The organism is Acinetobacter sp. FDAARGOS_559 (genome assembly GCF_003940475.1).
Taxonomy (GTDB): Bacteria; Pseudomonadota; Gammaproteobacteria; order Pseudomonadales; family Moraxellaceae; genus Acinetobacter; species Acinetobacter baumannii.
In genome coordinates this window covers 2,792,579-2,806,604 of the sequence record NZ_RKJG01000005.1, presented here as the reverse complement: position 1 = coordinate 2,806,604, position 14,026 = coordinate 2,792,579, and the positions used below count along the sequence as shown (strand labels likewise).

Sequence of the window (14,026 nt, the reverse complement as noted above, 5' to 3'; positions counted from 1 at the left end):
AACCCAAGCATTTCTGCTTGGGTTTTTGGCGCTGTAGTTGTTGTTTATCGTGTTTATCGCTGTTCTTATTGTTATGTGTGAGATGCTTTCCACATCCTTCTTCTCGTTTTACTCACTTCCGTTGTTTTAGTTCTATTTCCTTATGGGATGTATTTTGTCATATCCAATTATGAAGAAAAGTAGTATTTTTCTTATCATCATGTAAGCGAAAACGTACAGGTCTGTCTAATATTTATCGTTTATCTGTAAATGCTAAATAACATACGGTTCTGTATAACATTTAACTTAACAATTCACGCGAAAAATGCTTATTTAAGAATCATATTACAAATAAATATATTAAAAATTATTGAGTTAAATAATTGATAATATAAGCAAGAAATAGGGTGAGTCATCTAAAGATTTATTCAGATATTTTGGTAGGGTTAAGACTTAAATATAAAAAAGCCCTGTAGTCTCTCCCAAAACTACAAGGCTTAGCGGCTGTAAGTTTCCTCTTTATTCACCTACATCATTGTAAGTTCGCAGTCTCTCGACTTAAGTTATTATTATTGTGCGATTTTGCTCGACATTCCTTGCCAAGCTCGTTGTGCGTTTATAATCTCAAAAACAGGGTGGGTTCTCTAGCAGCAAATATCTCGAATCCATGTAAGCTTTTTCTTACAAGGGTAAAAATATTAAGTTTGGCTTAACGAACTAACCGATTAACTTTTTCAACTAAACCGCTTTTTCTTGTCGTGCGAACTGTAAAAGATTGAAGTAACGCCTCTGGATCGACCAATAAACTCACTACTTTTTTGGCTCGTGTAATCGCAGTGTAGATCAACTCTTGGCTTAACAAATTCTTGGCAGCCTGATCAAGAACAACAGCTGTATGGGTAAATTCAGAACCTTGTGATTTGTGAATTGTTAAAGCAAATGCACTTTGAATACTTTTAGGTAGCCGATTTGCAGCAACCCACTTATTTAAACTTGGGAAATACACTTCAAACTGTTGCGGCTGGGTTCTATGTTCAAAACATAAACCAATGTCACCATTTGAAATACCGAGCTGGTAATCGTTATAAGTCATCATAACCGGACGGCCTACATACCATCCTCCTAAAGTCACAATACCTAGCTGTTGTTGTAACCAGCGTTCGGCATATTGATTAAGTTGCTGTAAACCAAATGGCCCATGACGTACGGCAGTTAAAATACGGTAGTCATCGAATGACTTAACGATATTTTCAATATGTTCAAGTGAACGATCATCTTGTATATAAGCTTTTAAGCTTTGCACATAGCCTTGAAAACCCACCATCAATTTTTGGTAGTAAGTTTCTAGCGCTATAGGTGACTCTTCGGGTAAGTATTCAAGCTGAACCACATCGGGCATATCAGCTTCTAAAGATATTGAACGTAACTCTGAAACTTGAACAATATCGATTTCAAATTGTTGTAAAACTTGCTCATGGTCAATTTGACCGGTTTGCATTTGAATAAATCGGGCAACCTGACCAATCAAAGCCCCCTCCGCAAAACGACGGCTGGTTTGAAGGTGAACACGGTTTTCAGACAAAGCCTCGATTTGCTGTAAATCTGCAAGTACCGCTCCGACGTCTACAGAAGCAAGCTGGTTGGCATCGCCTAATAAAATAATTCGACAAGACTCAGGGACCGCTTCAAATAATAACGTTGCCAGATTTAAGTCCAGCATAGAGGCTTCATCCACCACAATAACGTCATAAGGCAAAGGCTGTTTTTGATTAAAGCGTGGAGTTTGACTATGCCCCATACCTAATAATCGATGGATAGTTTGGGTACTTTGGTTTCTTAGCTCATCACTCATTAGCCCCGACTCAAGCAGTTTGGGATCATTAAACGAGTTTTGTAAGGCTTCTTGCATACGCTGTGCAGCTTTACCCGTCGGAGCAGCCATCGCCACACGGATATGCGGAATTGCCTGACTAAGCACAGCAATAATACGAGCAAGCGTATAGGTCTTACCTGTACCCGGCCCACCTGTAATAATACTTAAGCTCTGCCGAGTCACCATTTGCAAAGCAGCTCGCTGATGAGGATCAGTTAATAAGTCTAAATGCTCTTCACATGAAACAGGTTGAATTGGTTGTTGCTTTAATCGGCGAATTTGCTCAGCTAGACGTTGCTCTAGGTTCCAATATCGGTATAATGCCAACCCCTGCCCGTCGTGGACACAAGGGGCAACTTGAGACTTTGCTTGTTCAGCAGATATCACCAGTTGGCCAAGTGTTTCTATTTGCTCTGGGCTAATCTCAATACAACTGTCACCCTGCAAGCTCGCTTCAATCAGCTGCTGCAAAAAATAAGCTGCCTCTGGAGCTTGTGTCTGTGCAGTAAACGGGGCTTGATTTAGAAAGGTACTCCAAGTCGTTAACCAGCTTAAATCGCTTTGTTCAGGGCTATTTAGATTGTCCACACACTTATCCACCTAGTTTTCCACACGCTTGTCCACATGGTTATAGACAGGCTTATCCACACCCCAAGTATTTGTTAATTCTAAAATTAGATCATTTATCAGCATTTTTTATGCAATTTTATCCTCAGCAAAGTACCCTAAAATAGCATCGAGTCGTAGAACAAATTCTGTACTTGGCTGCCAATAATAATAACCCTGCTTAGCTTCGCCATTCATACCGCGCAAGTAAAGATAAGTCGCCCCACCTAAGTGTTGTTCAATATCATAATTCTGCATTTTGACTTTTAAATAACGATGTAATGCAACCAAATACAGGCCTGCTTGTAGCCAATAACTGGCTAAAGACATACTTTGTGCAATGCTTTCTACACTGTAATCAGCAAGGTTCTCACCCAAATAGTTACTCTTATAGTCAGCAATGTGATAACGCTGCCCATCAAAATAAACCAAGTCTATCGAACCATTTAAATAGCGTGCAGAACGAGCCTCTAATAACTCTGGCATTTCCATACCATATTCAGCAAACAGCTGCTGAATACGTTTCATGGCTAGTACACGATCTGACAGGGCCAAATAAAAAGGACACTCTGATAAATAGTGCTCTGGCTGTAACCGATTTAGGCGAAAGCCTTGATATAACGGCGTGCTTAAAATCTCTTGCAACCATTCGGCCACAGCGTGATAAAGCGAATATTCCGCTTCTTGTTCTTCGGGAAAGCTTTCTTGGTATTTGATTAATAAATCTTGCCACAAACTACTGTAGTCATTTTTAAAACGACGACGTATTTCACTTACCCACTCATCTGAACATTGAAAATCAATATGCTCAAAAATTTCATGTAAGAAATTACCTGCGAGCGTCCCTCTTGGAAAATTGCTTTTGATCCAGCTAATGGGCTGTGCTGCGGGCGCCTCAACAGAAATAACCTGATCGAGTTCATCTTCGGCTAAAACAGCTTCATGGCTCTGACTCGCGAGTAAATCTGTACCTACTTTATGTCTTAAATGCTGTGCCAGATAACTAAAACTGGTTTTGCCTCTCGAATAAAAGCGCTGATCAGGAAAATGCTGTGCCTGTATCTCAATAATATTGATGTGTTGATTTAAATGTCTTGCAGCAGGTGGTTGCTCCAAAATTATTTCATCGGTACAACAACGGTGCTGGAATGGTTCAGCTCTGTTTTTCCAAAATGCCAAACCTGAAACAGACTTGCCATCCGTATCTTGTAAGAGCGCATAAACACGATGACTTGCCCGAGTTAAAGCAACGTACCATAGACGGTTTTGTTCCGCCAAAGCCCGTTCTTCATGCTGCTTCAGCTCGGTTTCGTTTAAATATGTTTTATCGGCAATCGCAACAACACGTTGTGTTAGAGTTTGAGCCGACTCTGGAACTGTTATATCTTGGGTCGAGAAGTTAAGTGTTTTGTTATTTTCCCGAAATGGCTTGTCGGCCCCGAGCAAAAAGACAATTTTAAACTCAAGACCTTTTGACTGGTGAATGGTCATGAGCTGTACGCCAGCTTCACTCGACAACCTACGCTCTAACTCCCATTCACGATCAAGCGGTGATTGTAATTGCTTGAGATACCAGTGATAGAGATTTTGCGCGCCCTGATATTTCTCGCTATGTTGGCTCAAAATTTCGGTCAAATGACGCAAGTTCACCACAACCCGCTCATTATCTTTACTCTGGACAGCAACCAGATTTTTCCAAATGCCAAATTGGTTTAAACATTGCTGCCATGCTACTAAAAAGCCCTGAGCTGACCACAATTCCCGAATAGTATCAAAACCCGTCATAAACTGGCTTAAACCTTCGGCCGTTTGTTCGAGTTGCAACAGCTGTTTAAGGTCCATAGCAAATAAACGGCTAATCAAAGCTCGTTTCACTTTGGCCTCATCGTAAGGATGAAGAATCGCAGTGAGTAAGGCCCCAACATCCTGAGCAATTGTGCAATCAAAAACACTTCGTTTTGATGGCCGATTAACTCGTATTCCTAAACGTTCTAATTCAAATTGAACTCTATCAAGACCATCATGATTACGCGACAAGACCGCAATATCATCTTCATTTAAGGTTTGAGTCTGAGCATCTTTTTGAAAATAAAGTTGTCCTGCATGTGACTGATTGAGTAAATCACGTATTTTCCACGCGACTTGCTGTGCTTCCGTTTCCTTGTCTTTTAGCATGAGCCAACGTAAAGGATGCGGATTAGGCTGGTTTTGATCGATTAAAACCGGATGAGGTCGAGTCCCTGCCCGAATCGGGTCATATTGAACCTGTTCACCAAAGTCGATTTGCCTTTGAAATAACGCATCAACCACTTCAACCAAGTCAGCGACTGAACGGTGGTTATGAATTAACTTATATTCACGACCATGCTTTGCCTGAATATCTTTGTAGGCATTCAAGAAGGTGAGCATATCCCCACCACGGAAACCGTAAATTGCCTGCTTACGGTCACCCACCATAATCATGCAACCTTTTTGGTAACGTTCTGGATGACGCCAAATGCTGGCGAGCATGTCATCTTGGTCTTGGTTGGTGTCTTGAAACTCATCAACCAAAATTAAGGGGTATCGAGCCTGCACAAATACGGCGAAACGTTGCCCCTGCTCACCCTTTAAAGCTTCTGACAAAGTGCGAATTTGCTGAGAAAAAGTCGTCTCGCCCTTGTTTTGTAAAACCTGTGGTAAACGTTTTTTAACCTCTACACATAAATAGGCTTTTAAATAAATATGAAGCTGATCGAACTGTTCAGCATAGTTTTTCAGCACACCAAACAACTGCTGAATCTGCTGAATACAAGGATGCTGATAAAATCCATCCGAAATTTCGGCAGGACATTTCTTGAAAACTTTCTGATCGGCAAGCTGGCCTAAAAACTTAAAAACGAGTTCCCGATGTACTGCCAAAGACCCATCAAAAATTAAAATACTGTCGCTTTGCTTTAAAACTTGTAATAACTGTGGCAAACATTCACTAAATAACTTATTAAATGCTCCATTACGAAATATTGTGCCGCTTACATGTTTATAGTGTTCGCCATCAAGCGAGTAATATGGTTCTAGAAGACTGATATCAATTTCTGCTGCCAACTGTTTGAGCTGAGCAAGCTGTTCAAACTGAATGGTAGGCTTTTCGGGAAGCTTAAAGTGAGCCGAACTAAAATTCAGTGAGTCTTCGACCAGTTTGACAAAACTGTCGACACTTTTTAACTCTCCTGCCAGATACAACGCATCAATCACGGTTTGAGGCTGAGACTGTATCCATTCACGTAAAACATCATGAATCAGTTGACGGCTATAGGTTTTAGCGTCATCGGTAATTTGAGCACGTTCAATTTTGCCACTTTCAAAGGCAAACTCACGTAATAGCTTTTGGCTAAAGCTATCAAGTGTTCCGACAAACAGCTCATCTAACTGATCGATAACGAGCTTTAAACGCTCACAGGCATAGGCAATACGTGTCGCAAAATGCTTGAGAATATGTTGCAGTAATAAGTCAGATTCTTGCTCGGCCTGCAAAAGGATCTCTTTTTCAGTCAAGCTCCGCTTGGTATCTAAGTAACGGTGGGTTTCGACCAAACGCGCACGAATCCGGCTTTTTAACTCAGCCGCAGCAGCACGGGTGAATGTTGTTGCAATGACTTGGCCCGGTAAATATTTCTCAAGAAAAATACGAACCATTAAACTCGACAGTGTATAGGTTTTCCCGGTACCCGCCGAAGCCTCAATTAAATGCAGTCCACTAAATTCAATATCAATAATAGGTTGATAAGACACCTGTACTCTTGAGTTCATGCCTTACTCCGAATGTTGAAATTGAAAAACCGGATGATACAGGTCATAGGCAAACTCATCACAAGCATGTTGAAGTAATGCTTGTGCATCTTGTTCTTGCAAAATGAAACGCCAGTCTTGATGTAACTTGCACGCTTCATTTTGTGTCATATCGATAGAGGTAAATGTCCCCGTTTCATTCCAGTATTTTAACAGCTCCGCATAGCTCTTCTCATCCAGTTTTATTTTTTCTGTCGGATTTGTTGTTTCCCACTGATATGCCTTGGCTTTTTCAAGTGGCTTTAATAATAAAGCTGCTGGTAACACGAGTGGCTGCTGTTGAGCATAACGCCAGATCTTAAACCACGGTTGTAAATACTGCCGAGCTTGCTCCGAACTAATACCTTTACAGATGACAGTTTGGTCACTAAAAACCACAATGCGGCGTTTTTCAGTTCCTGCACTTCCTTCATTTAAATAGGCCAACCAAAGCAGGTACTCTAACCAGACTTTTGCACGTCTTTTTGCCCGAGCACTTGATGCTTCCATGCTGACCCAATCCTGAGTTTCAGATTTTGGCACCGTAATATTCATATGTAGCTGTTTGGCAATTCGCCACACACGCTGAGTCGTTTGTGTCACGGCTGGCGCGTAATGATGAAGGCGCTCAAGCAAACATTCCTGTTCAAAAATGCCCTGTTGCCATGCACTGTATTGAACTTTGCCTACAGGCAACTGATCAAGTAGAACTTCAGGCTGTGCCTGCTGTTCGTTTTGCTGTAAAAAATGTCGAATGGTATAACGGCCCAAACCATCTAAAAGCAAAGGTTCATTCTGATCTAATACGCCTACATTTCCTAAGTTTTCTACGCCTAAAGTTTTTAAATATAAACGTGCGGGGAAAGTCACATCCTGTATCCACTGATGGCTGTCTAAAACCAACATGTCAGGTATTTCTAAAGGATAAGATATATTTGCCCAAGGCTTGAGAACACCGGAAGCTTGCTGAATTTGCATCGCCACGTTAAACCAGTGATCTTGATAACGAATATAGCGGTTCTCGGCCATAAAACCTTTAGGGTCAAATGGCTGTAAATAATGTAAGTGATAGAGCTGTTTTAATTGAGTCGGGATTTCAATACCTTCAATCACTTCTCGATCGGGTGCATTTGGTTCTGGCTTTACAATAAGTGCAAGATGCTCACGGAACTCTTGAAGAATACTAGAAGGATCTCTCACCTCACCGTCATTGACATCAAAGCCGTTATAAAACAGCCATAAGTTTTCTTGAGCTAAAAGTAGGGCATCTAAGAAAGCGCCTTGGTCATCCTCAAGACGGGAACGATCACCTAATTGTTGACGTAAGGCATCCATCAAATCAAATGGCACATGGGTGTCTCGATTTGGAAACTGCCCTGCATCAAGGTTCAACATCACAATTAAACGATAAGGCAAAGGACGAATTTGTCCAATCTGGGCAAAGGTAATCTGTCCAGTCGGTTCAGCTTGAGCCGTTTGATTTTCTAAAGTTCGCTGAATCTCATCTAGAATATAAGGCAAAGGCAAGGTGATTTTACGCAAGGTGCCTGTTTCTGTCTCGGCATAGTAGCTTGCGAGCGTTAACATACGCTCTTGTTTTTTTACAATTTCCCGCGCAGTTTTTAAAGCAGCCACACCGGCCTGCTCAAACTCGATAATATCTTGCGAGAGTATTTGCAGCCAGTATTCCACCGTATGACTTTTTTTCTGCTCATGCATAATGAGCCAGTCACGGCGTTCATTTAAATCTTGATAAATTTGAATGAGTGTACCAATAAGCTCAAAATCGCCCGGTTGAACCTTAGCGTAACTCAGCACCTGATTAAATGTAGCATGTTCGGGAATTGCTATGCCGAGCGCTAACCGCTCTAAAGCAAATTTAAAGCTATATCGATAATCATCATCGCCGTCACATAAACTACGTTTCAGATGCTCTGCATCAAGCCCACGTTTAAACCCTGCATCGGCAAGTAAGTTTAAAATTCGCTCTACTTGAGCATATTCAAGTGCATAACGCTGCTGCGTCGCGTGTAAACCAAGCCAGTCAGCAAACTCATCAAAGCTAAATCGCCCTTGCATAAGGTGAATACGCCCAATCACGGCACGCCATGCATTAAGTGCATCGAGTGAGGCAATTCCTGCTATTTTGACAGGCAAATGCACGCCTTGCTCAGTTGCAGTAGCAGGAAAAATACTTCGTATTAAAGGCTCTACTTCTGCCAAATTAGGAACTAAAACCAAAATATCATTTGGACGACGTGGCTGTTCGTGCGGTTTTGCCAACCAGCCAATCAATTGTTCTTTCAATACTTCAAGTTGCCGTAATGTCGAGTGGCAAACATGAATCTGAATTGAGTCATCGTTAGGGGCAAGCTCATACTGCTTTGCTTGGGGTTCCACCAAGTGCAAAATATCTGACTGAACTTTGCCAAGTAAACTTTCAGGAAAATCATCTACAAAGGCATCCACCCACTTACCTTCTTCACCTGTAGACAAGTTTGAGAGTAATGAGAAGTGGTCGCGGGCTTGTTTGCCCAATCTGGTTAAAAGTGGATGTCTTGACTCACGCGCCTCAGCATTAAAATTAAGCGTAAATTTATTAAAGAAATCGGCAATTTCCGCATCGGTTGCTTGGGGGTTCTTTGCTATAAAACGCTCTTTTACCCCTAAGTCATAGCGCTGTTTCCAGAGTGGGTCGACACTATCGGCCCAATATTCTTGCGAAGGGTTATAGTGCAAAATCAACACATCAATGTATTGCCCTAAACGGCGCAAAAACTGAAGCTGGCTGGGCGGTAAATCCAGTAAAGTAAAAATGACTATTTGCTGCGGCAAACGAGCCAATGCCTTCTTCTGGCGCTCAGGATGCTCTAACTCTTGCCAAAACAACTCATCAATTTGCTGCATTTGCATAAAATCATCATGAAAATGCTGCTGCCATAACCAGCGCTGCCAACGTTCTAACTCTTGGGTTTGCTGCAAAGTAAATGCCGAAACTTCTTTATCTTTATGGGCAATATACTTTTCGATATCCAGCGCGCGACCTTGTCCCCATGCTGCTAACCAGTTATTTGGACAAGTACACATATTTTCACAACCACGCTGGCACTGTCCCCGATAGACCATGTAGTTACTAAATAAATCGGCAACCTGCTCGGCAACCCAATACAACATTTTTTGCTTTTTTAGCTGCTTCTCAATACCTTGTTCAAGCCGATCTGCGCTGTCATAAATACGTTGAACAATAGAATGCAGTGGATGAGAGCTATCTATGCTCATAACATCAGGCTGAATAAATTCCTGTAAGGCTTGATGTACACGCCATTTAAAAATCAAGCGTGGAATATTGGCTTTACGAACCTGCTCCTTATGTGCCGTGAGGACCTGTTGATAGGCATACCACTGAAACCCGCGCACACGTTGGTGAAACTGGTAATTGGCACTCATTCCTTGCTGTTCTGCAAGTTTTTGTATCAGCCACTGCTCGATGGCAGGACTTGGCACAATGAAATGCTGGGCTTTCAAAACCTGTAATGGATGCGTAGACGGCTGGGACGTAGATGCCAGTACGCCCTGCAACAACACATCAATACGTTGACTTTGAATAACATGGATACCCATTTATTTCATATCCTACTCGCATAATTTATGCACAAAATCATAAACATTCATTACTATACAACTGAATCTGACTATGTCACGTTGGTTTAAACACAGCATAATCTCATTTTAGGTGTCACTTACCTTGTGTTGGCAAGGCACCTTCAAGGAACACATTACAGGTAAAACATTATGAAAATTGATAACATTCCTGACTATATTGATCCTAGCCTAAATCTGGAACAAATTCGCGATGAGTGCCAAGAACTCATTCAGAAAAGAGCTTACGTCTCTGCTGGTGCAGCAATTGTACCCATTCCTTTTTTTGACGTGGTAGTAGATTTGGGAATTTTGTCACAGCTTATTCCCGATATTAATTCCCGTTTTGGTTTAGCGCCTGAACATGTCAGTGTCTATGATCCAAAAACAAAAACAATTCACTGGGATGAATTACGAAAACGCGGCTTTCAATTTTCAGGCTTTGTGGTCGCTCGTACTACCGTTAAAAAAACCTTTAACGGTTTCTTTGGAAAGATTGTTACCAAACAAGTGACAAAATTTGTACCACTAGGTGGGCAACTTGTCGCAGCAAGTTTAGGCTATTTTATGATGAAAAAAATAGCCCAAACTCATCTTAATGACAGCTACAACCTTGCTAAACGTATTCAACAAAAAAGTCGTGGCACGGTTGTAAACTAAAATCTAACTTACGGCTGAGAGTTTAATCTGCTCTCAGCTGTTTTAAAATAGCTCTTAACACTTCTAAGCGTGCAGTGTATTTATCGTCTGTTGCGACAATATACCAAGGCGCATATTCGGTACTGGTTCGCTCAAACATATCTGCAGCCGCCTTTAAATAATCATCCCACTTATCACGGTTACGCCAATCTTCGGCAGTAATTTTAAAGCGTTTGTGCGGTGTCTCTTCTCTGGCTTTAAAACGCTGCTCTTGCTCATCTTTACTAATTGCCAGCCAAATTTTTACCACAATCGTTTGACTATCAAATAAGTCTTTTTCAAAGCGATTGATTTCATCATATGCCCTTTGCCATTCGATAGGTGAAGCAAATCCTTCAACACGCTCTACCAGCACACGACCATACCAGGTACGGTCAAAAATGGTAATTTTTTCAGCTTCATTAATACGGTTCCAAAAACGCCACAAATACGGGTGTCTTGCTTCGAAACGTTCAGGCGCCCCAATACAGTGAATATCATATTCACGCGGATCTAAGTTTTTAACAATTCGCTTAATGGCCCCGCCTTTACCAGCAGCATCCATCCCTTCAAATGCAATCACCACATTGCGTTTATCAAAGCGCATGGTATCGGCAATTTTTTTACTGAGTTTATCGAGCTCTTTTTTATATTCGGCTTTATCCATTTTTTCCTGAGCAGGTTTTAATAAACTCTCGGGAATTTTTGCCTGTTGCCATTTACCTTTGACTTCAGTTTCATGTTCAGGCAGTTGACGCATGTGTTGTAAAAGATACTGAGCAAAAAATTGATCGCGCTGTTTTTCATCTTCCCCATCAATAATGTACCAATCGTCGGTAAAGCGACGGCGTAGCTTTTGCAAAGTGTCATATTGTTTTTTATTACGCCAGTCTAGGCCGTGAAGCTTATGCCAATGCTGTTCAGATGGGTCTATTTTATCTAACCGTTTTTGGAGTGATTTCCACGAAAGATCAAACCAAACCTTAATGACATCGACATAGTTATTTTTTAGGTCCTGTTCAAACGCTCGCATATTTTCAACATAGGCATCAAAACGCGCATCATCCAAAGGTTCTGACACATGAGTTGCCGTAACCAACAAATCGCTATACCAGTTGCCAAACATCACCACAATTTGGCCTTCAGTCGGAATAAATGCTGAATAAGACTGCCAGAATGCTTCAGAATCTGTCAGCACACGTGGTGCATCTGCTTTTACCCGCAGGTATCTTGGATCTAGCCACTCACGAAGCTGTTTAACCGCTTCCCCTTTTCCAGCTAACTCAATACCACTCATTAAAATGAGTGTGCTTTTGGCATTGGGTTTCCCTCGGCTTTCTTTTAAAGCATATTGTGCTTCAATTAAATCAACTGAAAGCTGTTCTTCGTCTCGTATTTCAAATTTTGGTTGTTGTTCACTCATGGTCCACTGCTCTAATCTTTTTATTTAATTTCGCCATTATTTAACTTATGCGCTTGGGTGATGAATTGCTATACAAATTATGTCATTGCAACACGATTTAACCTGAAAATTGACGCATAAATCATTTTTTTTACATCTACTCGCCATAGTAGAAGGTTACAATGCCTCTTATGATTTTTTGTAAATAGCCCAATATTAGAGCCTTACATGTCTAAACTCGCTGCTTTTGATGAACTTTTACAACAATATAAAACATTTAATTATCACGACAATCCAGTGCTTGCCCAACGTTTGCAAGATGTACAAACATGGCTAAAAGAACGGATGAAAGAGACGCATCACGACTTTTTTAATTTACCAGAACACAAACTGATGGCTCAGTACTTTTTAAACCGTTTATATGGTGGACCAGAGTTCGATGCGCTTGCAGCACAAATTGAACGTTTATTGAAATATGCACATAAAGCAGAAAAGGTTTTACCTGAAAACGCAATTAAGACAGGTACAAAGTCGGTAAGTTTGGCTGTACTTGCCACTCAACTTGATGAACAAGTAGCAATGCAGCTTCTTGAAGACTATCCGGCAGATACTGTACTTACCGACGAGATCATGCGCTTAACTTTAATCAAGCTTGATCAGGCCGAAGCCCGTTACCAGCAGCTTGCCCTTCTTGACGATTTAGGAGCAGCACTCGATAAATACATGCGTTCATTTATGATGTTTACTGCTTTTAAAATGTGTAAAGGTATTGCACAAAAATATCACTTCGAATTGATGTATGATTTTATTCAAGATGGTTTTAGCGCAATGAAACCTTTAAAATCGGCTGAGGCCTTTATTAAAACTTTTACGGAAAAAGAACGCCAGATTGTTGAAAAAGTACATTCAGGACATCCGAATCCGTTTAGAGTGTGATAAGGTCGGCACATAGAAAAAACTCAACCTCACGAAGTTGAGATTTTATTCATTATATTTGCATGATGATGCCTGTAAAAATAGACAAAATCTGTCATCATGCAGAACTTATTCCGTTTCACTTGAGTTTGAGTCTAGGAGAGACAATATGTCTAACGAAAACCAAAAGCCAACATCTCCAACTGAGCAGGCACAAAGTTCAGACAAAGTTAGCCCATTCCTAAGCTCACCTTTACCGCAAGGTACACCTCAAGGGCAACAACAATCTTTACAGCAAACCTTAACAGATACACCAGTTAGCGGTTCTGTGCCGAAATACAATTTACCACGTGGTGCAGGCAACACTGGCAACGTTGGTGAAACAACACACTTTGGTTATTCAACAGTTCGAACTGAAGATAAAGCACAAAAAGTTGCTGAAGTTTTCCACTCAGTTGCAAGCAAATATGACCTTATGAATGACTTGATGTCATTTGGTATTCACCGTTTATGGAAACGCTTTGCAATTAACATGTCTGGTGTTCGCCGTGGTCAACATGTGTTAGACATTGCTGGTGGTACAGGCGACTTAGCAAAAGTATTTAGCCGTGAAGTTGGCCCGCAGGGTCATGTGGTACTTTCAGACATTAACGAATCTATGCTCAATGTTGGCCGTGATCGTCTAATTGATGCAGGCTGTACCAATGTCGATTTTGTACTTGCCAATGCAGAAACTTTAGAACCTTTTGCAGACAACAGCTTTGACCTTGTAACCATTAGCTTTGGTTTACGTAACGTGACAGATAAAGACGCAGCGCTTGCTTCTATGTTCCGTGTACTTAAGCCAGGTGGCCGTTTACTTGTTCTTGAGTTCTCTAAACCAGTATTTGAGCCATTCTCAAAACTTTATGACCTCTACTCATTCACTGCTTTACCGATTATGGGTAAATTGGTTGCCAATGACTCAGAAAGTTATAAGTACTTGGCTGAATCAATTCGTATGCACCCAGACCAACGTACCTTAAAAGGTATGATGGAAAATGCTGGCTTCCAGAACTGTGATTATCACAACCTGACTGGCGGTATTGTTGCTGTTCACCGCGGTTTTAAACTGTAAGGGATAACGA

Annotated in this window: 7 protein-coding genes; 3 read left to right on the top strand and 4 right to left on the bottom strand. The window is 41.2% G+C overall.

Translation table 11 applies throughout. From position 1 onward, the window contains the following. Nucleotides 1-688: 688 nt before the first annotated feature. From recD to EGS71_RS14960, 3 genes are all read right to left on the bottom strand, one after another. Nucleotides 689-2,440, bottom strand: a complete 1,752-nt coding sequence (recD, locus tag EGS71_RS14970) for an exodeoxyribonuclease V subunit alpha (RefSeq protein WP_000369443.1) — start codon at nt 2,438-2,440, stop codon at nt 689-691. 108 nt (nt 2,441-2,548) lie between these two features. Then, nucleotides 2,549-6,247 (bottom strand): UvrD-helicase domain-containing protein, encoded by a 3,699-nt coding sequence (locus tag EGS71_RS14965; protein ID WP_001088729.1) that lies wholly within the window; start codon nt 6,245-6,247, stop codon nt 2,549-2,551. Between the two features lie 3 nt (nt 6,248-6,250). Continuing rightward, nucleotides 6,251-9,886, bottom strand: a complete 3,636-nt coding sequence (locus EGS71_RS14960) for an exodeoxyribonuclease V subunit gamma (RefSeq protein ID WP_000511234.1) — start codon at nt 9,884-9,886, stop codon at nt 6,251-6,253. 171 nt (nt 9,887-10,057) lie between these two features. Here EGS71_RS14960 and EGS71_RS14955 point away from each other — a divergent pair, with 171 nt between their 5' ends. Continuing rightward, nucleotides 10,058-10,564 carry a hypothetical protein gene (locus EGS71_RS14955; RefSeq protein WP_000687236.1) on the top strand — a complete coding sequence of 169 codons (507 nt, stop codon included), beginning with the start codon at nt 10,058-10,060 and terminating at the stop codon, nt 10,562-10,564. Nucleotides 10,565-10,586: 22 nt separating this feature from the next. Here EGS71_RS14955 and EGS71_RS14950 read toward each other — a convergent pair whose 3' ends face one another. Next, nucleotides 10,587-12,005 (bottom strand): polyphosphate--AMP phosphotransferase, encoded by a 1,419-nt coding sequence (locus EGS71_RS14950; RefSeq protein ID WP_000003544.1) that lies wholly within the window; start codon nt 12,003-12,005, stop codon nt 10,587-10,589. A gap of 207 nt (nt 12,006-12,212) precedes the next feature. Here EGS71_RS14950 and EGS71_RS14945 point away from each other — a divergent pair, with 207 nt between their 5' ends. Further along, nucleotides 12,213-12,920: an FFLEELY motif protein gene (locus EGS71_RS14945; RefSeq protein ID WP_000039800.1), complete on the top strand. Its 708-nt coding sequence runs from the start codon at nt 12,213-12,215 to the stop codon at nt 12,918-12,920. A gap of 148 nt (nt 12,921-13,068) precedes the next feature. Beyond that, nucleotides 13,069-14,016, top strand: coding sequence for a bifunctional demethylmenaquinone methyltransferase/2-methoxy-6-polyprenyl-1,4-benzoquinol methylase UbiE (ubiE, locus tag EGS71_RS14940; protein ID WP_000064213.1), 948 nt, complete (start codon nt 13,069-13,071; stop codon nt 14,014-14,016). The last annotated feature ends 10 nt before the right edge of the window (nt 14,017-14,026 follow it).

What these genes read in the sequence shown, in the direction of transcription:
- EGS71_RS14965 (WP_001088729.1), bottom strand. Translation starts at nt 6,247, where the DNA reads ATGAACTCAAGAGTACAGGTGTCTTATCAACCTATTATTGATATTGAA.
- EGS71_RS14960 (WP_000511234.1), bottom strand. Translation starts at nt 9,886, where the DNA reads ATGGGTATCCATGTTATTCAAAGTCAACGTATTGATGTGTTGTTGCAG.
- EGS71_RS14955 (WP_000687236.1), top strand. Translation starts at nt 10,058, where the DNA reads ATGAAAATTGATAACATTCCTGACTATATTGATCCTAGCCTAAATCTG.
- EGS71_RS14950 (WP_000003544.1), bottom strand. Translation starts at nt 12,005, where the DNA reads ATGAGTGAACAACAACCAAAATTTGAAATACGAGACGAAGAACAGCTT.
- EGS71_RS14945 (WP_000039800.1), top strand. Translation starts at nt 12,213, where the DNA reads ATGTCTAAACTCGCTGCTTTTGATGAACTTTTACAACAATATAAAACA.
- ubiE (WP_000064213.1), top strand. Translation starts at nt 13,069, where the DNA reads ATGTCTAACGAAAACCAAAAGCCAACATCTCCAACTGAGCAGGCACAA.